At 63.7% G+C, this 22511-nt stretch carries 14 protein-coding genes; 9 read left to right on the top strand and 5 right to left on the bottom strand.

The features are described 5' to 3' along the window. The first annotated feature begins 21 nt into the window (after window positions 1-21). Window positions 22-2763 (top strand): preprotein translocase subunit SecA, encoded by a 2742-nt coding sequence (gene secA, locus ACTJK0_RS02735; RefSeq protein ID WP_440744137.1) that lies wholly within the window; start codon window positions 22-24, stop codon window positions 2761-2763. Window positions 2764-2862: 99 nt separating this feature from the next. On the opposite strand, the gene ACTJK0_RS02730 is transcribed toward secA, so the two are convergent. Continuing rightward, on the bottom strand, window positions 2863-3369 hold the full coding sequence (locus ACTJK0_RS02730; protein ID WP_440744136.1) for an Rv3235 family protein: 507 nt from the start codon (window positions 3367-3369) through the stop codon (window positions 2863-2865). Window positions 3370-3459: 90 nt separating this feature from the next. Then, window positions 3460-4350, bottom strand: coding sequence for a LysM peptidoglycan-binding domain-containing protein (locus ACTJK0_RS02725; RefSeq protein ID WP_440744135.1), 891 nt, complete (start codon window positions 4348-4350; stop codon window positions 3460-3462). Between the two features lie 137 nt (window positions 4351-4487). Here ACTJK0_RS02725 and ACTJK0_RS02720 point away from each other — a divergent pair, with 137 nt between their 5' ends. Then, window positions 4488-5066, top strand: coding sequence for a hypothetical protein (locus tag ACTJK0_RS02720; RefSeq protein WP_110541124.1), 579 nt, complete (start codon window positions 4488-4490; stop codon window positions 5064-5066). On the opposite strand, the gene ACTJK0_RS02715 is transcribed toward ACTJK0_RS02720, so the two are convergent. Further along, window positions 5063-5278 (bottom strand): helix-turn-helix domain-containing protein, encoded by a 216-nt coding sequence (locus tag ACTJK0_RS02715; RefSeq protein WP_110541123.1) that lies wholly within the window; start codon window positions 5276-5278, stop codon window positions 5063-5065. The genes ACTJK0_RS02720 and ACTJK0_RS02715 overlap by 4 nt on opposite strands. A 153-nt stretch (window positions 5279-5431) precedes the next feature. Here ACTJK0_RS02715 and ACTJK0_RS02710 point away from each other — a divergent pair, with 153 nt between their 5' ends. The 4 genes from ACTJK0_RS02710 to ACTJK0_RS02695 all read left to right on the top strand — a co-directional run bounded on the left by ACTJK0_RS02710 (window position 5432) and on the right by ACTJK0_RS02695 (window position 13777). After that, on the top strand, window positions 5432-6073 hold the full coding sequence (locus ACTJK0_RS02710; protein WP_110541122.1) for a hypothetical protein: 642 nt from the start codon (window positions 5432-5434) through the stop codon (window positions 6071-6073). Continuing rightward, entirely contained in the window at window positions 6070-7359 is a 1290-nt protein-coding gene (locus ACTJK0_RS02705) for an AAA family ATPase (protein ID WP_440744134.1), read from the top strand. The genes ACTJK0_RS02710 and ACTJK0_RS02705 overlap by 4 nt, the downstream gene beginning before the upstream one ends. A 70-nt stretch (window positions 7360-7429) precedes the next feature. Then, window positions 7430-12283: an NAD-glutamate dehydrogenase gene (locus tag ACTJK0_RS02700; RefSeq protein WP_440744133.1), complete on the top strand. Its 4854-nt coding sequence runs from the start codon at window positions 7430-7432 to the stop codon at window positions 12281-12283. A 27-nt stretch (window positions 12284-12310) separates the two neighbouring features. Continuing rightward, window positions 12311-13777: a PAS domain-containing sensor histidine kinase gene (locus tag ACTJK0_RS02695; protein ID WP_110541119.1), complete on the top strand. Its 1467-nt coding sequence runs from the start codon at window positions 12311-12313 to the stop codon at window positions 13775-13777. A gap of 172 nt (window positions 13778-13949) precedes the next feature. On the opposite strand, the gene ACTJK0_RS02690 is transcribed toward ACTJK0_RS02695, so the two are convergent. Continuing rightward, on the bottom strand, window positions 13950-14198 hold the full coding sequence (locus tag ACTJK0_RS02690; protein WP_003804966.1) for a WhiB family transcriptional regulator: 249 nt from the start codon (window positions 14196-14198) through the stop codon (window positions 13950-13952). 230 nt (window positions 14199-14428) lie between these two features. Between ACTJK0_RS02690 and ACTJK0_RS02685 the strand changes: the two genes are divergently transcribed. Next, the gene (locus ACTJK0_RS02685; RefSeq protein ID WP_110541118.1) at window positions 14429-14914 is read left to right on the top strand and encodes a hypothetical protein; all 486 of its coding nucleotides are present in this window, start codon (window positions 14429-14431) and stop codon (window positions 14912-14914) included. A gap of 83 nt (window positions 14915-14997) precedes the next feature. Here ACTJK0_RS02685 and ACTJK0_RS02680 read toward each other — a convergent pair whose 3' ends face one another. After that, window positions 14998-19110: an FtsK/SpoIIIE domain-containing protein gene (locus ACTJK0_RS02680; RefSeq protein ID WP_440744132.1), complete on the bottom strand. Its 4113-nt coding sequence runs from the start codon at window positions 19108-19110 to the stop codon at window positions 14998-15000. A gap of 207 nt (window positions 19111-19317) precedes the next feature. Between ACTJK0_RS02680 and glf the strand changes: the two genes are divergently transcribed. Both glf and ACTJK0_RS02670 read left to right on the top strand, forming a co-directional pair. Further along, the gene (glf, locus tag ACTJK0_RS02675; protein ID WP_440744131.1) at window positions 19318-20505 is read left to right on the top strand and encodes a UDP-galactopyranose mutase; all 1188 of its coding nucleotides are present in this window, start codon (window positions 19318-19320) and stop codon (window positions 20503-20505) included. Continuing rightward, window positions 20502-22490, top strand: a complete 1989-nt coding sequence (locus ACTJK0_RS02670; protein WP_440744130.1) for a glycosyltransferase — start codon at window positions 20502-20504, stop codon at window positions 22488-22490. The genes glf and ACTJK0_RS02670 overlap by 4 nt, the downstream gene beginning before the upstream one ends. Window positions 22491-22511 lie beyond the last annotated feature (21 nt).

The following is a 22511-nucleotide window of genomic DNA, read 5'->3' as shown; positions in this document are numbered from 1 at the left end:
TCAAACTGGGAGCAACTTCACGTGGCATCACTTATCGAAAAAATCCTCCGTACGGGTGACAAGAAGACACTCCGGCAACTGCGGAACTATGCCGATTCCATCAATGCCCTTGAAGACTCATTTAAGACCTTTACCGACGCTGAGCTCCGTGAGGAGACGGACCGCCTCCGGGAACGCCACCGGGACGGTGAGAAGCTGGACGACCTGCTTCCCGAGGCGTTTGCCGCCGTCCGGGAAGCGTCGTCCCGTACGTTGGGGCTGCGCCACTTCGACGTCCAGCTGATGGGCGGCGCTGCCCTGCACCTTGGCAATATCGCTGAAATGAAAACCGGTGAGGGCAAGACCCTGGTGGCGACTGCTCCCGCCTACCTCAATGCCCTGACCGGCAAAGGTGTCCACGTTGTCACGGTCAACGACTACCTCGCCGAATACCAGTCCGAACTTATGGGCCGGGTCTACCGCTTCCTTGGCCTTACCAGCGGCGTCATCCTCGCCAACCAGGATCCGGCCGTCCGCCGCCAGCAGTATGCTGCCGACATCACCTACGGAACCAACAACGAATTCGGGTTCGACTACCTGCGCGACAACATGGCCTGGGACAGGACTGAACTGGTCCAGCGCGGCCACAACTTCGCCATCGTCGACGAAGTGGACTCCATCCTCATCGATGAAGCCCGGACGCCGCTGATTATCTCGGGCCCGGCGCAAGGGGACACCAACCGCTGGTACAGCGAGTTCGCCAAGGTAGTCCTGCGGCTGGAATCCGGCAAGGATTACGAAGTCGACGAGAAGAAGCGCACCGTCGGCGTCCTGGAGACCGGCATCGAAAAGGTCGAGGACTACCTGGGCATCTCCAACCTTTATGAGTCCGCCAACACCCCCCTGATTGGGTTCCTGAACAATGCCATCAAGGCCAAGGAACTGTTCAAGCGGGACAAGGACTACGTCATCCTGGACGGTGAAGTGCTGATCGTCGATGAGCACACCGGCCGCATCCTGGCAGGCCGGCGCTACAACGAGGGCATGCACCAGGCGATCGAGGCCAAGGAAGGCGTCGAGATCAAAGCGGAGAACCAGACCCTGGCCACCGTCACACTGCAGAACTACTTCCGCATGTACAGCAAGCTTTCCGGCATGACGGGCACCGCCGAGACTGAGGCGGCCGAGTTCATGAGCACGTACAAGCTTGGGGTTGTGGCCATCCCCACGAACCGCGACATGCAGCGCATCGACCAGCCGGACCTCGTGTTCAAGAACGAGGTCGTGAAGTTCGACGCCGTCGTGCGGGACATCGCCGAACGGCACGAAAAGGGCCAGCCCGTCCTCGTGGGCACCACCAGCGTCGAGAAGAGTGAGTACCTCTCCAAGCTCCTCGCAAAGGAAGGCGTCCGCCACGAGGTCCTGAACGCCAAGAACCATGCCCGTGAAGCTGCCATCGTTGCCCAGGCGGGCCGGAAGGGCGCGGTCACCGTAGCCACTAACATGGCTGGGCGCGGCACCGACATCATGCTGGGCGGCAATGCCGAGTTCACAGCAGTGGCAGAACTCGCCACGCGCGGGCTTGACCCGGAGGAGAACTCCGAAGAGTACGAAGCCGCCTGGCCAGCCGCGTTCGAAGCAGCCAAGCAGGCCGTGAAGGACGAACACGAGGAAGTCCTGGACCTCGGAGGCCTCTACGTGCTGGGCACCGAGCGCCACGAATCCCGGCGTATCGACAACCAGCTTCGTGGCCGTTCCGGCCGCCAGGGCGACCCCGGCGAATCGCGGTTCTACCTCTCCCTCACCGATGACCTCATGCGGCTCTTCAATTCCGGGGCTGCCGAACGGCTGATGAACAGTTCCGTCCCGGACGACGTCGCGCTCGAGTCCAAGCTCGTGTCGCGTGCCATCGCCTCCGCCCAGGGACAGGTGGAAGGCCGCAACGCAGAGCAGCGCAAGAACGTCCTGAAATACGACGACGTCCTCAACCGCCAGCGCGAAGCGATTTACAGCGACCGCCGCCGCATCCTCGAGGGCGATGACCTGCACGAGAAGGTCCAGTTCTTCGTGGAGGACACCATCACCGCCCTCATCGACGCCGCAACCGCAGAAGGCAACGGCGACGACTGGGACTTCCACCAGCTGTGGGCGAATTTGAAGACTCTCTACCCGGTCAGCCTGACAGCCGAAGAGATCATCGAGGAAGCCGGCGGGAAGTCCCGGGTGACGGTCGAGATGCTCAAGGAGGAGATCCTCTCGGATGCCCGCCTGGTGTACCAGGCCCGTGAGGAAACCATTGGCTCCGAAAGTATGCGCGAACTCGAACGCCGTGTGGTGCTTTCGGTTATCGGCCGCAAATGGCAGGAACACCTCTACGAGATGGACTACCTCAAGGAAGGCATCGGCCTGCGCGCCATGGCGCAGCGCGATCCGCTGGTGGAGTACCAGCGTGAAGGCTTCGCCATGTTCCAGAGCATGATGGAGGCCATCCGCGAGGAGAGTGTTGGGTTCCTCTTCAACCTTGAAGTGGAAGTAACTCCTGCCCAGGACGTCGTCGTCCAGGACGCTTCCGGTGGCCACACCGAGCATGTCGATCCGCAGGTTCACGCCGCCGGTCTGGAAGCGCCGGAGAAGCCGGCCCAGCTGCAGTACACCGCCCCCAGTGAGAGCGGTGGAACCCAGACCCGGGTGGAAACCCGCCAGGGGGCCGGCCGTTCAGGAAACCCCGCCAAGGCAGCTGCACAGGACGCAGCGAAGCGGACCGGCAAGAAAAAGAAGCGCTAGCAGGACGCCGGTAAGTTACCGGCAACAGCAGGCAGGGCAGGGACGGTATCGTCCCTGCCCTGCCTGCTTCCCTCTGCAGCCGTGCACACCACCGGTGGCTCAGCCAATGACGAGTTCAACGATCCGCCAGACTTGCTTGCTGCGCTCAAGCCGGACAGCGACGGCGCGGGCACGGACATCATCCACCACCACGGCACTGGCTTCGTAGATTCCGTCAGCCACCTCGCAGACCCGTACGCACCGGACTGTTGAATTCCGGTGGAGCCGGGCCAGGGCAGGATTGCCGGTCCTGGTAAGTTCGCGCCTGATCAGTGCCGCCCGGTGCTGCAGCGCTGCCAGGCAGCGCGGGTCCAGCCGGCGCGCCAACTGGTGGACAGGACGGATTCCGGCCAGGACCTCCATGGAGGCCTGAACCGTGCCGCGCGTGATGGCGCGGACTTCAGCGGCCTCGCTGACGGGCCGCAGCGGCGCCAGCACGGTCCCGGCCGACTGATCTGGCGGCTTCGGTGCTGTGGACGCAGTTGCCTTGCTTCCGATGCTCCTCCCGCCATCCCTGGTGTCGGCGGCCAGCCCCCGGCCGGCCCGTGCAGGTGTCACTGCGGTCATGGTGTTCCCCTTGGTTGATTGGCTGTGTTGAGCTGGCTGGCGTTTTCGTCTGGTTGGTTCGGCCGGCTGTGGGTGGACGTGCCGGAGTTCTTAGCGGTAGGGAGCTGTGGGTGCCTGGAGGACCTGGCCGGGCAACAGGACATCGGGACTTCCGCCGATCTGCGCACGGTTGGCGGCGTACCATCGGGGCCATTCGAGAGCGATGTCCACATCCGACGCTTCGGGGCCCAGGTAGTTCGCCACGATGTCCCACAGCGTGTCGCCGGCGAGAACTGCGACTTCCCCTGAGCTGCCGCCCGGGCCGGCAACGCCGGTATCCGGGAGGGTCCTGGTTTGGGGTGCGACCAGCAGACCGGGCTCAACCACCTGGACAGCAGGCTGCCATCCAGGGTCAAGCGTGGAGGCCTGTTGTGGGCCGGCGCCTGTTCCTGCCGGTTCCGGGTCCGGTTCTTCCCAGCTTGCTGATGGTTTCCACTCCGGGACGAACTGTGGCTGGCCATTGCTGCCCGCGGACATGCCGCGTCCGCCGTACCCGGCTCCATCCGGGCTTTCCGCAGGGATTGACGGCGAGGATGACCGTGCCTGGGTGGGCGTCCATTCGGGCGTCGGTGGAACCGGTGCCGCATGTGCCGCAACACCCGTGACGAGTTGGAGCGACAGGACGGCAACCACGGCCCGCTGCATGAAGGCGGGGGAGAGCTTGCGTGCGGCCGCGGCAGCGCCGTGCTCCCCCAGATGTTCCAGCAGGACTGCTGCTCCGGCGCCCAGGATCGAGATGGTCCACCACAGCAGCAGGGCAAGGCCTGCGGCCGCTGATGCTGCTGCCAGGAGGACATCGGTTGACGCCTCGTGGTGATGTGCCGCGGATACCTTCCAATGTGTGAGAAGGCCCGCCCCGAGGAGGCAAAGCAGAATGCCCAGTGCCAGCACTGCCAGGGCCATGGCTGCATCGAACCATCTTCCGCCAACGAAACCTGCCATTTTTCCTCTTTCGATGCATTTTGATGCAGTTTGCTGCTGTTTGAACAGTCTGAGCGCAGCGTCGGATGTTTGTCCAGACGTTGTAGAGAAAAATTGCGGGCGTTGACGGTCGGACAAGGGGACCCTACGCTGACGGGATGCGCTGGGATGCACTCTTCAACGACATGGAAAGCCAGCTGGCGGAGATCGATCGCCTGGCCCTCGAGACGGAGGTCAATGAGCGGGCACGGGCCGAGATGGTCGGCCTGCCGCTTGAAGACCGGCTCCGGGCAACGATCGGTTGCAGGATCGGCGTCCACCTGCTCTGCGGTGATTCGGTGCAGGGGGAGCTGGTGCATGCGGGTGCGGACGCGCTGGTGCTGGACGAAGGCCAGCACCAAGTGCTCATTCCCTACTGGGCCGCAGCGCGCTATACAGGGCTGGGCAGGCATGTGCGGGCAGAGAAGTCGCGTGTCCGCCGGTCACTCGGACTTGCCCACTCGCTGCGGGGCCTGGCGCGGGACCGCGCAGAGCTGGTGGTGACGATCGGTGGCGGAGCCGGAACCACGCGGCTGGCGGGCGTCATCGACCGGGTCGGGAGCGATCACCTGGACCTGGCCGCCGTGATACCGGGCGAGGCGCGAAGAAATAGCAGTGTGGGCCAGGTATCAGCCATCCCGTTCGCCGTGGTGGCGATGGTCAGATCGAACAAATCGGGCGCCACAGCGGCGGGCTAGACCGACTTGGAGCGCGATTCCCGGATCATGCGGCTGGCCTCGGCATAGCGTTCCTCGATGTACTGCTCCAGCATCTTCTCTTCGACGCGCCATTGGCCGCGGCCGCCCACCTGGATGGCCTTGAGCTCGCCGCTGCGGACCAGGGCGTAAGCGGCAGGCGAGTTGATCTGGAGCTGCTCCGCGACATCCGCGAGGGTGAGGAACCTTGGCATGCACCTATTTTGCCACCAAATGACGCATTTTGGGGCTGTTATCCACAGTTTGGCGGCATTTAAGAAAATGACTTTTGTTCAGGGGGCCTTGCGGCAACAATGAGGAAACCGGGCCACTGGGTGGAGGTCCGGGATGCCTAGGGGGAGAACGGTATGGTTCCAGATGCAAATGCCACTGCAGCACGGCTTAAACGGCCCTCGTGGAGGGATCCCCGGCTGTTGGTGGGCGTTCTCCTGGTCCTGGTGTCCGTCGCTGGTGTCATCTACCTCGTTGGCAGCGCAGACCGCACCACGGAGGTTTATGCGGCGCGGGAGGGAATCGGGGTCGGAGAACGGCTGACGCAGGAGAACGTCGTCCGGGCTAAAGTGCGGCTTGGCGATACCGAACAGCACTACATCACCGTCGAGTCGGGCCTGCCGCAGGGCGTCGTGGCCATGCAAAGGATCGCCAAGGACCAGTTGGTTCCACGGGCAAGCCTCGGTGAGGTCGACGAGCTGGACCGGAAACCTGTCGCCCTCAATATTGAGCAGACGCTGCCGTCGCAGGCCGTCGCGGGAGCCCGCGTCGATGTCTGGGTCGCCCAGCCGGATGCAAAAAACGGGTTCAGTGAACCCAAACTCATTCTCCCGGGGGCCGAAATCGCTGAGGTTGCCAGCGGGTCCACTGCCCTTGGGTCCTCAAAGAGCACGGTGTTGATGGTCCTGGTGGATGACAAGCAGATGCCTGCCCTGCTGGGTGCCCAGGCCAATGAGGCGAAGATCTCCGTTGTGTGGAACCCGGGTGGAGCCAAGTGAGCATCCCCGTCGTCACCGTGGGGCAAAGCCGCGAGGATCTGGTGGGCGGACTCGAGAGGCTGCATGGTCCGGTCACGGTGGTGCGAAGGTGCGCGGAACTTCCCGAGCTGCTCGCGGCCTGCCAAAGTGGCCTGGCCAGGGCCGCAGTGGTGGCTGAGGGGTCCGAGGGACTGACCGCCTCCCTGGTGGACCGCCTTGGGGCTGTTGGCGTTGCGGTGGTTGCGTTGACTGACAGCGCAGAGGAGGCAGCCCGGCTCCGGAAGATCGGTGTTGCCTCCGCTGTGACTGGGGTTGAGTCCGCCCAGCTGTCGGACAGGATCGCTGAGGCTGTGGCGCAGCTGACCGGAGCCATCCGCCCAACAGGCCTAAGTGCAGGTTCTGACACCGGCGCTGCCCTGGTTACGAAACCCGTGGAGCCGGATCCTGGCACGGAGAGTTCCGGAAGCGGAAAGGTCGTGGCCGTCTGGGGTCCGGCGGGGTCCCCGGGAAGAACCACGATCGCGGTGAACATCGCCGGCGAGTTGGCGGCGGAGGGGCAGGACGTTCTGCTGATCGACGCCGACACTTACGGCGCCAGCGTCGCGGCCGTGCTTGGATTACTGGATGAGTCAGCCGGCCTGGCCCAGGCGTGCAGGCTTGCCGACCAGGGTCTGCTGGACGCCGATGGCCTCCGCAAGGTGGCAACCAGAGTCGCCACGTCCTCCGGCACATTCCGGGTGTTAACGGGCATAACCCGGGCAGACCGCTGGACGGAACTCCGGGCCGCCGCCTTGTCGCTGGTCCTGGAACGAGCCCGGCAGGTGGCCGACGTGGTCGTGGTCGACACCGGGTTCTGCCTGGAGGCGGATGAGGAACTGAGTTTCGACACGATGGCGCCTCGGAGGAATGCTGCCACACTGCGCCCCCTGGAACTGGCGGACACGGTCTACGCTGTTGGTGCCGCGGACCCCGTGGGTGTTCCCCGCATGGTTCGCGGTCTCGCTGAGCTGGAGGCGGCAGTTCCCCAGGCGTCACCGACTGTCGTCATGAACAAGGTGCGGGCCTCCGCCGTGGGCCGGGGCCCGGAGCGGCAGTTGCGGGACGCATGGGAACGATACGGACCGGCCACCGGGCTTTCCGCCTTCATTCCCCACGATCCCGCAGCCGCGGATGCAGCCCTCCTGGCTGGCTCGCTCCTTCTCGAAGCCTGCCCGGAGTCTCCGCTGAGAAGTGCGATCCGAGCCTTGGTTTGTGCATCCGGCCAGCGAAAAGCGAAATCCTCTGTATTTTCTTCCACACCACGGTGAAGGGCAAACGACTAGGCTCGCCATAAGAGCTGCAAAGGTGCGGCGAATATCTCATATGGAGGCGTTGTCGATGTCGTCTGGATCCAGCGTGGAGGACCAGCCCCTCTCCATTGAAGGCCTTGAAGGCTTCATGGGGGACTACTACCAGCACCTGGCTGAGGAGGATGCCCGAAGCTACCCCCGCGATGTCCTTGAGGCGCGGGCCAGCCAGCACCGGGCCGCGGCGGCTGTCCGGCAGCCCGGACAGGCGAAGATCTCGATTAACGACGAAGAGGACAGCAGCGTCATCTTTGTCGTCACAGACGATATGCCGTTCCTCGTCGACTCTGTCAACGCCGAGCTCGTGCGCCAGCACGCCGCCATCAAGCTGGTGGTCCACCCGCTTTTCGTCGCTACCCGGAACCGCGAAACCGGTGAACTGGTCAAGGTCAACCGGGTTCCCGCGCACTTGGGAATCTCCAGCGGGGATACGGCAGCCATGCCCAACCTTTCCCACCTGATCGCGCAGGGTGAAGACGCCTCGCACATGGAGTCCTGGATCGCCGTCGAAATCTCCCGCGTGTCCGACGACGCCAAGCAATCGCTCCTCGCAGGCCTTACCCGCGTGCTGAAGGATGTCCGGGCGGCCGTCGAGGACTGGTCCAAGATGCGCCAAAAGGCACTGGAGATCTCCGAAAGCCTGGACCAGGTGGCAAATTCGGCGCAGATTGTAGAGCTGCGGCAGGCCAAGGACCTGCTCCGCTGGCTGGACGACGGGAACTTCACATTCCTCGGCTACCGGGAATACGACCTGCTCAACGTCGACGGCGAGGACGTCCTGGAACTGCGTGAGGACAGCGGCCTGGGGCTGCTGCGGGCGGCCGCCGACTCCCCGCACATCCAGCACCTTACCGACACCGGCCGCAAGAAGGCGCGGGAAAAGCGCGCCCTTGTGATCACCAAAGCCAATTCCCGTTCCACGGTTCACCGTTCGGCCTATCTGGACTACATTGGCGTCAAAAGTTTCGACGCCGCAGGCAACGTCAACGGCGAGCGGCGCTTCATCGGACTCTTCGCCACCAGCGCCTACGCCGGATCCGTCCGCGACATTCCCATCGTCCGGGAAAAGGTCGACGCCGTGCTGCAGAGCGCAGGCTTCCCACCGGACTCGCACTCCGGCAAGGACCTCCTGGGAATCCTGGAGACCTACCCCCGTGATGAGTTGTTCCAGATCGAAATTCCCGATCTGGCGGCAACGGCGCTCGGTATTCAGAAGCTGCAGGAACGGCGGCGCACCAGGCTGTTCCTGAGGCCTGACATTTACGGACGGTTCATGTCCGCTGTGGTCTACCTGCCCCGCGACCGGTACACCACAAACGTTAGGCTCCGTATCGAGCAGGAACTCCGCGAGACGTTCCAGGCGGTGTCGATCGACTACGAGGCACGCATGACCGAATCAGCCCTCGCACGGTTGTTCTTCCGCATCCGGCTGCCCAAGGACGCCGACGTCAGCCACGTCAACAGCGACGAACTGGAAAAGCGGCTGGTCCGCGCGGCACGGTCCTGGAGCGAAGGCATCGCGGAAGTACTGCGTGAGGGGCGGGACCCGGCCGAAGCCAAGCAGCTCGCCGCCATCTGGGCCGAGGCGTTTCCCGCGAGCTACCGGGTGGACTACGAAGTCGAAGACGCGCTGGAAGACATCTCCCGCTTCGAGAAGTACGGTGCGGCCGCCGAGAGGAACACCGGCGCCCGTCAGGACCGGCCCGGCGTCCATGTGTACCTTCCTGAGGGGGCCGGCGCCACGCTGGAGGAAGACGCCAGGGTCAAGCTCTACATGCTGGAGCCCAAGAGCCTGAGCCAGATCCTGCCGTACTTCCACAACCTGGGACTTGAAGTCCTTGATGAACGCCCCTTCGAAATCGAAACAGCCGACCACCGGGACTTCTTCCTCTATGACCTGGGGCTGAAGTACCCGGCCGGGGTGGATCCGGTGTCCACGGGTGAGCTCCTTGCCGAGTCATTCGGTGCGGCGGTCACCGGTGCTGCCGAATCTGACAGCTTTGACCGCCTGGTTCTGCGCGAAGGCCTGCACTGGCGCCAGATCACGGTGCTTCGGGCCTACGCCAGGTACATGCGCCAGATGGGCAACAGCAGCTCCTTCGGCTTCATGGCGGACACCCTCCTGGCCAACCCGGATGTGACCCGGGGCCTGACGGCACTCTTTGCCGCCCGCTTTGATCCCGCCATCGGCGAAGGCGGCCGCGGGGAAGCCCAGACGACCGTCCGGCAGGAACTGGCAGTGTCCATCGAGAAAGTTGCCACCCTCGACGCCGACCGCGTCCTGCGCACCTTCGTCAACCTCATCGAGGCCACCCTCCGCACCAACTTCTACCAGGACAAGCCACACCTGAGCTTCAAGCTGGATCCGGCACAGATTGAAGGGCTGCCATTCCCGCGGCCCATGTTCGAAATCTGGGTCTACTCCCCGAGGGTGGAGGGTGCCCATCTGCGGTTCGGCAAGGTCGCCCGCGGCGGCCTCCGCTGGTCCGATCGGCGCGAGGATTTCCGCACCGAGGTCCTGGGCCTGGTGAAGGCGCAGACCGTCAAGAATGCCGTCATCGTCCCCACCGGGGCGAAGGGTGGCTTCTTCGCCAAGCAGCTTCCGGACCCGTCAGTCGACCGGGCAGCCTGGATGGCTGAAGGGGTTGAAAGCTACAAGACCTTCATCCGCGGGCTGCTGGACCTGACTGACAACCTCGTTACCGAAGCCGGCGGCGAGCGGCTCGTCCCGCCGTCGAACGTTGTGAGGCATGACGACGACGACTCCTACCTTGTGGTCGCGGCGGACAAGGGAACCGCGACGTTCTCGGACATCGCAAACGGCCTGTCCGCGGAGTACGGGTTCTGGCTGGGCGACGCCTTCGCTTCCGGCGGCTCGGTGGGGTACGACCACAAGGCAATGGGCATCACCGCCCGGGGTGCCTGGGAATCGGTCAAGCGGCATTTCAGTGAGCTGGATCTGGACACGCAGACGCAACCCTTCACCGTGGTGGGTGTGGGAGACATGTCAGGGGACGTTTTCGGCAACGGCATGCTGCTCTCCCGGCACATCCGCCTCCTGGCCGCGTTCGACCACCGCCATATCTTCCTGGACCCCAACCCGGACGAGGAATCTTCCTTTGTGGAGCGGCAGCGGCTGTTCGAGCTGCCCAGGTCCTCGTGGGACGACTACGACAAGTCGCTGATCAGTGAAGGCGGCGGGGTCTTTGCCCGGCAAGCCAAGTCCATTCCGCTATCCCCGCAGGTGCGGAGCGCGCTGGGGCTGTCCGCGGAGACTTCCGAACTGAGTCCGCCCGAGCTCTTGCGGGCCATCCTGCTGGCACCGGCAGACCTTCTCTACAACGGCGGAATCGGGACGTACGTCAAGGCGGGCTCGGAGACCAACGCGTCTGTGGGCGACAAGGCAAATGATGCGATCCGTGTCGACGGCCGGGACCTGCGGGTCAAAGTGGTCGGTGAAGGCGGCAACCTGGGCATGACCCAGCGCGGACGCATTGAAGCTGCCCTGCAGGGGGTCATCCTGAACACCGACGCGATCGACAACTCGGCCGGCGTCGACTGCTCCGACCACGAAGTGAACATCAAGATCTTCGTGGACCGGATGGTCGCCGCGGGCAAGCTGCCTGAGGCCGAACGCGCAGACTTCCTTGCATCCATGACAGACGAGGTCGGCCGGCTGGTCCTCGAAGACAACATCGACCAGAACATCCTGCTCCTGAACGACCGGACCCGGGTGGCGGAATGGAGCCCCAGCTATGAACGGCTCATGGACTGGCTGGAGAAGAGCGCAGACCTGAAGCGGGACCTGGAGGCGCTGCCTACCACAGAAGTCCTGCGCGAACGGCTGCAGCAAGGGCAGGGCCTCACCTCTCCCGAGCTGTCGGTGCTGGCCGCCTATGCCAAGATCGAGCTTGCCTCGGCGCTCCGGGACAGCGACCTCGCGGATGACCCCTGGTTCCGGGACACGTTGCGTTCCTACTTCCCGCACCAGCTGCGTGAACGTTTTGACGCGGAGCTGGATACCCACCCGCTGCGCCGGGAAATCATTGCCACCGTGGTGGCCAACGACATGATCAATCTGGGTGGAATCACGTTCGCCTTCCGCGTCATGGAGGAGACATCGGCCAGCGAAGTGGCTGTCGCGAAGGCTTTCGTGGCGCTGCGGGAGGTCTATGAGCTCGATGCGATGGTGGCCGAACTGAACAGCCTGCCTGCTTCGTTCCCCACCGAGCACTGGAGCACGGTCCACCTGGACATCCGCCGGCTTCTCGACCGGGCAGTGCGGTGGCTGTTGAGCCAGGAAAGCGTGTCGCGCCCCATCGCGGACGTGGTGGGCGAGTTCAAGCCGCTGATGGATCCGATGCGCGCCCGCCTCCTGGACTACCTGCGTGGCGATGACCGGCAGCGGGTGGCCGAATGGTTGGAGAAGGGACGCGAATGGAACCTTCCCGAGAACCTCGCGCTGCGCTGGGCGGAGCTGTTCGAAAGCTTCGTGCTGTTGGATGTCGCCAAGATTGCCCGGACACGGAAGGACCGCGTCGAGGACATCGCTGCCGTCTACTACACCGTCTTTAACCGGTTCCACGCGGATTCCCTGCTCGAACGGATCAGCAGCCTGCCCCGGCAGGACCGGTGGCAGGCCCTGGCCCGCGCGGCCCTGCGGGATGACCTGTACTCCACCGTCTCGGACATAACGACGGCGGTGCTGGACGCCACCTCCGCCACGGACGCGCCCGAGGCGCGGCTCAAGGATTGGGAAGGGCAGAATGCCGAGCAGTTGGGCAGGGCGAAGAGCATGTTCGATGAGGTGAATGCGCTCGAGGCCGACGACATGGCTTCACTGTCGGTAGCATTGAGGCTCTTGAGGTCAATCGTCCGGCGCTAGCGGTGCGGCGTCGCAAATGGAGGTGCAGTGGCAATCTTTACGGACCCTATCAGGGAACATGCTGATTTCGGGCCGGGCGATGCCGAATGGCTGCACCTCCTGGTGGGGGACTGGCAGATGGTCGCTGACCTTGCGTTCGCGGACCTGGCGCTGTGGTTCCCCCACCCTGAGCTTGGCTATATTGCCCTGGCCCACGTGCGCCCCTCCACCACGCATACCGCCTTCCATAGCGACTTTGTGGGGGAGGGGATCCGCTCCGACCTGAAGCCCCTGGTGGACAAGGCCTGGCACAGCAAGTCCATCGAGCGCTCCAGTGAAACGAACTGGAACAGCGAAATGGCGTTGCGGGTGGAGGCCGTCCCCATGGTCCGGAACGGCCGTACCCTTGCCGTGGTCACCACCCACATGGACCTGTCCAGCTCGCGAATGCCGTCCCGGCTGGAGCTGACCTACCGCCAGTGCGCCTACGACCTGCTTCGGATGGGAACGCTGGGGCTGTGGCCTGACTTTGCCTCGCCCACCGGGTCCCGGCGGGGTGCGCCCCGTGTGGGGGACGGGCTGATCCGGCTCGATGCCGACGGCGTGGTGCAGTACGCGAGCCCCAACGGCGTCTCTGCCTTCCGGCGCCTGGGTGACGGCGAATCCCTGGAGGGACGCTCGCTTGCGGAGGTAACCGCCGGCCTCCTGAAGGACCGGCGCATGGTTGATGAGACCCTGCCGCTGGTGGTTACCGGACGTATGCCGTGGCGCAGCGAGATTGAGTCCCGTGGAGTGAGCCTGTCCCTGCGGGCGATTCCGCTCCGGGATGAACAGCAGCGGTTTGGTGCGCTGGTTCTCTGCCGGGACGTCTCTGAGCTGCGACGGCGTGAGATGGAGCTGGTGACCAAGGATGCCACCATCCGGGAGATCCACCACCGGGTCAAGAACAATCTCCAGACCGTGGCTGCGCTCCTGCGGATGCAGTCGAGGCGCATGGTGAGCGATGAGGCGAAGCAGGGGCTGGAGCAGGCCATGCGCCGGGTTGCGACCATTGCCCTGGTCCACGAAACCTTGTCGCAGGGCCTGACCCAGAGCGTTGATTTTGACGAGCTGATTGGGCGCCAGTTCCGCCTGTCGGCTGAGGTGGCGTCGCCGTCGCAACAGGTCAGGACCGAGCGTTCGGGAACGTTCGGTGAGCTTCCCAGCGATTTGGCCACGCCGCTTGCGTTGGTCATCAACGAACTGGTCACCAACGCGGTTGAGCACGGGCTTGAGGGCAGGGCAGGAACAGTGTGGCTGGTTGCTGACCGGTCTGAGGCGGAAGACGGTGAAGAACTGACAGTGACCATCGCCGACGACGGCGTGGGACTACCGCAGACTCCGCACGTCGAGGGGCTGGGGCTTCAGATTGTGCGCACGTTGGTAACCAGCGAACTGGGCGGCACCATCACGTGGGAACGCCGCGACGGCGGCGGGACCGAGGTCAAGATCCGGCTCAGCCTGGCGGGCAAGTAGGCACCGGCCAGGCGTGGCCTCTGCCTGATTCCGGAGACCACAGCCGAGTTACCAGCGGCTAAGCCAACGAAAGACCCCGGGACAATCCAGTGTGGGATGTCCCGGGGTCTTTGCGATGTCCGGCCGATTGGCTTTGGGCCATGTCCGGGAGGTTTACGTGTGGCTGGCCGTGCTAGGAGGCGCGGCGGGCACGGGCAGCGCGGCGCTTGAGGGCGCGGCGCTCGTCTTCACTCATACCGCCCCATACGCCCGCGTCCTGGCCGGATTCAAGGGCCCACTGCAGGCAGGTGTCCACAACCGGGCACCGGCGGCAGACGCTCTTGGCTTCCTCGATCTGCAGGAGGGCAGGGCCTGTGTTTCCAACGGGGAAGAACAGTTCCGGGTCCTTGTCGAGGCACGCTGCGCGGTTACGCCAATCCATGCTGATCAGTTGCTCCATTTCTGGGAAGTGCCTTTGTGAAATTATTCACTAGTGGCTACAAAGGAAAAGGGCCCTCTGGGGCCCCCTTGGTCATCTGCATCAAGCCTGTCATGTTAACGCTGTGTAAACAAGGGGTAAGAACGCACGATATCCCTCGAAACCTGAGCGATGCATCACAGTGCCGGCTCCTGCCCTCACCAGTGTCAGACTATGTCCGGTAGGGTGCCAGTGTGTCAAGACCCCCCGCAGAACCAGCAGGCAGTGCATCTTCTCCCGACAGCCCTGACGGGCCGGACCATCAGGACGGTGGCCGGCCGGCCGCTGTCCCCGGTGCGGCAAAGGTGGTGTCCCTTGTGGCGGCTGCTGAGGCCACCGCACTTCTCGCTGCTGCGGGCTGGTATGCATACGAATTGGTCTCGGGAAGCCCTGTCCTGTCGTTCTGGGGCGCTGTCTTCACCCTCGGCCTCCTGCTGGCCTTTTCGGCCTGGCTGTTCGCTGTGGCTGTCTTTCTTTACCGTGGGTACCGCTGGACCCGGGCCGCTGCGTTGGTGGCACAATTGTTCGTCCTGACCATTGGAGTGCCGGCCCTGACCAGCGGGCTGGTCCTGGCCGGGCTGGCAATGCTGGTTCCGGCGGTCGTCGCGATTGTCTTTTTGTTTTCCAACAAGGTGATCAACCACGCCTCCCGGACAGGTAGCGCACCTCCCACCCTCTGAGGTGCCGCAGTGGCCGGTTGATGTTTCCAACCAGCCCGGAAGACTAGTCGGAGCGCTGTTCCGCGGGCGGGAAGTATGAGCCCTTAGCCGGTCCCGGAAGCCTTTTCTTCCGCGCCTGCCCAGGCCACCTGCAGCGCTTGGGAAGTGCCGGAAGAAATGAGGACACCCCTTCCCGGCGGGGAGTGTGGCTCCACTTCGAAGCGGACCCCGTAGAAGTCCCCGTCGGCAGAGGATCGAGGGCCAAGCAGCAGTCCGACCCCTGAAGTCCTCGCGCCCATCATGAGTGGAACACGTTGGATAAGTGCGGGGCTGTAGGCGGCGGCAACCACGAGCGAATGGCCCAAGGCGTTCAACTGCTCCAGCGCCCTCCACGCGGGCGGGCCAAGCAGGTCGACGTCATCCACGAGCAGCACTGCGTCCCGTGGCAGCACGCCTCCCTGAGCCTGCAGGAGCAGGTCACCCCAACAGTCTGGCGTGGACTCCGGAGATTCAGAAGGCATGCACCACGGTTGTTCAGGATTAAGCGCCACCAAGGCCTGCAGGGTGTTGCTCTTGCCGTTTCCGGGGTTGCCAAGAACCGCGACGACGCCCCCACGCGGAAGCCGGACGGAGACTGCGCCCGCCTCGTCCCCGGCCACACCCAGGATGACCTCCTGATGATGCCTGCGGTCTCCCGGGACCTGGCCTGACGCGCTGCTTCCACCGCTGCGACGTGGTTTCCCGTCCAAAGGTCGCGATACCGCCTTGTCCGGCGGCGTTGAAGGCTGTGCCAACGTCAATGCCGCCAAGGCTGCCACCTGTCCTGTCGTGATGAGGGCGGGTAGGGGATCCACCCGAAACGGGGGCGACGAGGCCCTCGGGTGTTTGGCAGTGTTCACGTCACCGCCGTCCCGGGCTGGACGTCGGTAAAACTGGCAGACAGCGGGGCCACCTCCAGCGATGGGGCCGAAGGCCACAGCCCTGCCTTCGACTCCCGCAGTGGCAGGCATCCTGGGCCACAGTGCGCGGCTTTCCTCTGTGGATCCAGCCGGGAAGTAGAAGCGGTTTGGAATGGCGGCGAAGAATCTGGCGGTAACCAGCTCCCGCTCTCCCGACAGCAACAGGGTAATTCCAGCCATGGCGCCGTCGCGGACGAGGTCCTGGACCAGGTCTTCCGCCCAGGCCAACGGCCCGGACCGGAAAGCGGCAACCCAGGAGCCCCAACCGGAAATGGCGACGGTGAGAGGTACGCGCACAGTCGCTGGCTGGGCCAGGCGCCGGCCCAGTTCCTCGACAAGTCGCTCCAGCACGCGTACCCCTCGCCGAAGATCGTGGATTACCGCATGCGCACCTGTCCGGCTTTCGCGGGCGAGCTCCGAGAAGCTTCCAGTGCCGTCGAGGAAGTAGAAATGCGCTTCCCGGGGACTCGCCATCAGCCGTCCAATGGTCATTTCCAAGGATCCTCCGGCGCCGGAAGCAGGGCTGCCAATGAAGGCCGCGTGGCTATGGACACCAGGCTGCCAACCCAAGTGTTTTACCAGTTGTTCGGCAGGTAAATCCATCAAGCCAAGCGTTACCTGGCCACACGAGTCCACGGGCGGGGGACACCGCCATCCAGGGACTGCAGAACCGGCCGGATCGTCCGGAGCACTTTCGTCCAGTTCCGTCGGCAGGGGAGGAGCGACAGGCCTCCTCGGAGCCGGCGTGTCCCGGGCAGCACAAAGACTCCTCACCATTGCTGACAGCGGTTCCACGGCCTGTGCCGGAGTCACTGGAGTGGGTGCAGCAATGGCGGGGTGGTTCGGCCCCCGGGTGAGGTATTCCGTTGTCAGGTGGACGGCGACTCCCGGCAGTTGGGATCCCGCGCCCGCGGAAGCGAGGGACGCCGCCTGGAACTCCTCAGGCGGCTCCGTCCCGCGGGCCAGGAAAGCCCGACCGGGGGTGTCGACACTGATGGCGGCCGCCGCCCTGGAGTTGATGATGTCGACCGATTCCATGTCGGACTGCACCCGAAGGGCGATGCTGGAGGTGACGTTCGCACGGATGTCGGCTGTCAAGGCTCCTTGTGGCCGCTGGGTTGCCATGACCAGGTGGATGCCCAGCGACCGTCCAATGGATGCTACGCGCATCAGTTCACGGAGGGCCTTCGGAGCTTCATCAACGAGCATCCTGAACTCATCAATAACGATGACCAAGTGCGGCAGGACAAGTTCGTGTGCCCACGGCGTGTTTCGGTACGTGGAGATGTCGGGAACGTCCGCCGCAGCAAGGCGTCTCTCCCGCAGTTGGACTTCGGCTCGAAGTGACGTCAGTGTCCGCTCCAGTTCCGGAACAGAAAGGTCCGTCTGCAGCCCAACGCAGTGGACAAGCCCGCTGAGGGGGCCAAGTCCCGAACCTCCTTTGAAATCGATGAAGAAGAAGTTGACCCGCTCGGGCGGGTAGCTCACTGCCAGTGCAAGCGTGAAGCTCCGGAGGAGCTCGGACTTTCCAGCACCGGTGGTGCCCGCAACCAGGAGGTGCGGCCCATCGGACTGGAGATCCACCGTTCTGGTTCCGGCCGCGCTGACGCCCACAGGTACCGCCAGTCTGTCGTCCCGCCCACTGATGTTCCACCGTTCGACCGTGGCGCCGGCCGTCAGGGGCAGGATGTCGTCCAGGCTGCAGGACGAGGGAAAACAATTCGATTGTTCCGCATTCCAGCGCCTGCTACCTGCCAGCGACCGGCAGAAATTGGTGAACACATCCTCCGGCGCAAGGTCAGCGACGAAGCCGGTTTGGTGGCCATCCAGCCGCAGGACCGAATTCCGGTTCGACAACAGGACGTCGGCTTCAGGCCACTCACCCTCCGAAGGCAGGAAGTGAAGAACGCGCCACCCCTGCTGAATGGCCGCTTCACGGACCGGGTTCCCGGCCGCCGTAGAGCCTTCTCCCAACAGCAAAAGGACTCCGCGCTCGCGGCCTTGGGGAAGTTTGCCCTTAACTGCGTCCACACCCGCGAGAGTTCCTGAGGTCAGAGTCACCCCGGAAAGAAACCGGGCGGCGAGTGGCAGGTCTTCCGGGAGCCCATGGACCAGGACATGCGTCCTGCACCCGGCCGGGTACCCCGCCAGCTGCATGAGCAGTGACCTGATGCTGCCATTAACGGCAACGCGCAGGCCGACCACAGTGGTTAACGGACGTGCGGGGTCGAGGAGGACAGGCACCATGCCGGCCGAGGGAACGGGCTTATCGCCGCCTGCTGCTTCAATTCGCACGTTCGCCGCCTGTTCTGCCAGTCCAAGCCGCAACCAGACGCCGTCGCCGGGGTCGGAACTGCCCGTCCCTGCAGCTTCCGCGGCCGCAAGTGCCACCAGGGGAAGGGAAGGTGCGGACCGCCGTCGTCGGTCCCTGTCTTTCCGGACAGCGTCCCGTACCGCCAGCGACAATTCCCGCCGCTGGCGGCGTCCGCTGGCAGCCGGTATCAGGACGGAAAATACCGAAGCAGCAGAGAATGCCAGGAACATCCACATACCTGTGAACACGGCCAGCAGTATTCCAATGGCCAGCGGGAGCAAGGCCGTCAGAAGCAGGACCAGGCGGTTGCCCGGGTCGACCCGGCCTCGGACCACGATAGGTTGCGCGACCGACTTGCCCGCGTCTTCAAGAACCCTTCCCGGCAGGTCGGCAAACACCAGTGACAAGCAGGACTGCCCGCACCTGATGCTGGAGTCGGTGGTGATGACGGCATTGCGGATCCTTTCGCCGTCGACAAAGGTGCCGTTGGCGCTGTCCAGGTCTATCAGGATGATGTCCGTGTCCGTGACGACGACGCGTGCATGTTCACGGGAGAGCTCAGGGTCCGGAATGACGATCCGCGTACCGCTGCGGCCAATGCTGTAGCTGCCACGGCGAAGCGGCATGACCGTTCCCGCTGCAGCTCCGCTGTCCACGGTAAGGGCCAGTGTCGCGGCAACTTCATCAACCCGGCGCCGGCTCCGTGTGCTGGCAGGCGCGGACCCGCTGTCGACGAGCACCGCCGCCTCAACAAGGGGAGGAACGCCGACGACGAGGGAACGCAGGTCCTCGCCATCGACTGTGACGGCGCCCGCGCCGAACTTGCCCACCAACTGTTCATGTATCGCGTGGCCGGGTGTGCCCCCGGGAACATCGATGGACAGTTCCAGTGATGGCTGCAGGCCGGATCCCGGGCCAGCGACCAGGGTGCAATTAAGCGTCATGCGTTGGGGTCCTTCGTACTTGTACCCACACGCTAACCAAGGGGTGAAGCACGTCCCAGCCGCATCGCGCCGTATGTGGATAAAGCCGCAAGCTCGTGTGCAGCATCACACGAGGCCTGATTCGACGGGCCGCACAGTCCCTCGGGTAGGCTAGAGCAGCAGACAATGCGCACCATTGCGCTGCCCGCATTCGAACCAGGAGATTTTGTGACCGCTGACCTTGTCATCGTAGGGTCCGGCTTTTTTGGCCTGACAATCGCAGAGCAGGCCGCCACCGAACTGGGCCTGAAGGTCGTTGTCCTCGACCGGCGCCACCACATAGGCGGAAACGCTTACAGCGAAAAGGAAGAGCAGACCGGAATCGAGGTGCACCGCTATGGGGCGCACCTCTTCCACACCTCCAATGAGCGCGTGTGGGAGTATGTCAACCGGTTCACGACGTTTACCAACTACGTCCACAAGGTCTACGGCGTACACAAGGGCGAGGTCTACTCCCTGCCGATCAACCTGGCCACGATCAACCAGTTTTTCCGCGCCAACCTGACCCCGGGACAGGCCCGTGAGCTGATCCAGGAACAGGCCGGGGAACTGGCAGGCACCGATCCGCAAAACCTGAATGACAAGGGCATCCAACTGATCGGCCGCCCGCTGTATGAGGCCTTCATTAAGCACTACACCGGCAAGCAGTGGCAGACCGACCCCAAGGATCTGCCGGCAGGCATCATTTCCCGGTTGCCCGTTCGCTACAACTACGACAACCGCTACTTCAACGACAAGTATGAGGGCCTGCCGACCAACGGCTACACCGCCTGGATCGAAAAGATGGCGGAGCACCCCAACATCGAGGTCCGGCTCAACACCGACTTCTTCGATGAGTCGCACGAGTACAGCAAGAACAAAGTCGTGGGCAACATCCCGGTGGTCTATACGGGTCCGGTGGACCGGTACTTCGACTACGCCGAGGGCGACCTCTCCTGGCGCACCATCGACTTCGAGGAAGAAGTCCTGGACATGGGTGACTTCCAGGGCACGTCCGTTGTGAACTACAACGATGACGACGTCCCCTACACGCGCGTTATCGAACCGCGCCACTTCCACCCCGAGCGTGACTACCAGACCGAGAAGACGATCATCATGCGCGAATTCTCGCGTTTTGCTGAGAAGGGCGACGAGCCCTACTACCCGGTCAACACCTCTGCGGACAGGGAGCGGTTGCTCAAATACCGCGACCTGGCCGCGGCGGAAAAGGACGTCCTGTTTGGTGGCCGTCTGGGCACATACAAATACCTGGACATGCACATGGCCATCGGTTCGGCGCTCAGCATGTTCGATAACAAGATCCGGCCGCACTTCGAAAGCGGCGTGCAGCTTGAAAGCGGGGGAGTCGACGCATGATCGGTTCGCCGGACTGGGCGACACTCCAGCGGGTGATATTCCCGCCCGAGTCCGGAGTGGACACGATGTCGCTCTATGCGGACCCCGGCCCGGCAGCAGGAATACGCTTCCGGGAAAGTGACGAGTCGGCGCGGAATCCCAAACGGGCAGAGGAAAAACTGCAACTTGTTGGCTCCAGCCAACGGGAGGTGCATTTCGACGACCTTCTGTCCCGTTATTCCCTCCGCGTGCGTTCAGGAGAGCAAATCTCGCTGGGGACGTATTTCAATGCCTTTCCTGCCAGCTACTGGCGCAGATGGACCCACCTGCGCGAAGTTCGTCTGGTGGTTGAAACCTCCGGCCACGGGTCCATCACCGTATATAAATCAAACGCCCGCGGAAACATCCAACGTGTCGATGGAAAGCGGGTCGACGGTGACGCAAGAACCGAATTCAATCTTTCCATCAAACCCTTTGGTGACGGCGGATGGTATTGGTTCGACGTGGCCTCAAGCCGCGGCGACCTTATCTTGGGCGAGGCCCGCTGGGAGGGGACGCCAGCAGAACGAGCAGCCGAAACGGTGACCATTCAGATCACCACCATGAACAAGCCGGACTTCTGCCTCGCCAACGTCCGTGCCCTGGCAGAACACCCGGAAGCGCTCGAGTTGGCACAGGAAGTGCTGATTGTTGATCAGGGCACGGATAAGGTTGCCGACCAACCAGGCTTTGCCGAAGTGGCAGGCCTCATCGGTCCCAAGCTTAGGGTCATCAACCAGGCGAACCTGGGTGGTTCCGGAGGGTTCGCCCGCGGCATGTATGAAGCCGTGGAAAACGGCAGCGACTACGTTCTGCTCCTTGATGACGACGTCGTGATGGAGCCGGAAAGTATCCTGCGCATGATGGCCTTCTCCGGCCGGTGCCGGAAGCCCACTATCGTGGGCGGCCACATGTTCGATCTGTACAGCCGCAGCACGCTGTATTCAATGGGCGAGACGATCGACTCCCGGCGGTTCTCACCAAGCCAGCCTCACCAGGACATGCAGATGCGGCACGATTTCAGCGTGTCCAACCTCCGCCAGACGCCGTGGCTGCACAGGCGGGTCGACGTCGACTACAACGGCTGGTGGATGTGCCTGGTACCCACTTCGGTTATACGCGACATCGGCCTTCCGCTGCCCTTGTTCATTAAGTGGGACGACTCGGAATATGGGCTCCGCGCCCGGGCTGCCGGCTACCGGACTGTTTCTTTCCCCGGCGCGGCGCTCTGGCACATCTCGTGGATTGATAAGGACGACCTGGTTGGCTGGCAGGCATATTTCCATAACCGGAACCGCCTGATAACTGCCCTCCTCCACAGCCCCCAGCCGAAGGGCGGTTCCGTGTTGCGGGAATCTTTCCAGGAAGACGTGAAGCACCTTGTTTCGCTTCAGTACTTCACTGTCCGCAACCGGCTGACGGCGAGGTCGGACCTGATGACTGGTCCGTCCCACCTCCATCCGTCCCTCGCCACCAAGCTCGAAAGCATCAACAAGCTGCGGGATTCCTTTCCTGATGCGCAGCTGCGTGAAGATGTAGAGGATTTCCCCGCACCTCCCCTGGGAGCGGGACCGTCGGGGCAGGCCGACAGCCAGATGCCCGCCAAGAAGGACATGGTCAAGTGGGGCCTGAAGACAGTGGCCCGGCAGTTGCTCAAGCAGCCCTCCGCGGACTCGCTCGAACGACCCCAGGGTTACCTTGCCCATGTGGACAACAGGTGGTTCCGTACGGCGCAGTTCGATTCGGTCGTAGTGTCCAACGCCGAGGGGACCGCCGCCTCTTGGTATAAGCGCGATCCCAGGAAACTGAAAGAGATGCTTAAGGAGTCTGCCCTCCAGCACGCAGCGCTCTACAGGAACTGGGACAGCTTGGCGGCGGACTATCGTTCAGCCCTTACTGATCTGGTCTCTATGGAGGCGTGGCGTGTCAGCTTTGACATGGAGCAGGAAACCAATCTTCACCATTAAGGGATGAAGCAGCCGTAATGG

Origin of the sequence: Paenarthrobacter sp. 22069 (assembly GCF_052046035.1) — a bacterium.
GTDB lineage: Bacteria > Actinomycetota > Actinomycetes > Actinomycetales > Micrococcaceae > Arthrobacter.
Note: the sequence above shows the minus strand (reverse complement) of the source record. Positions and strands in the feature narration are given on the sequence as shown.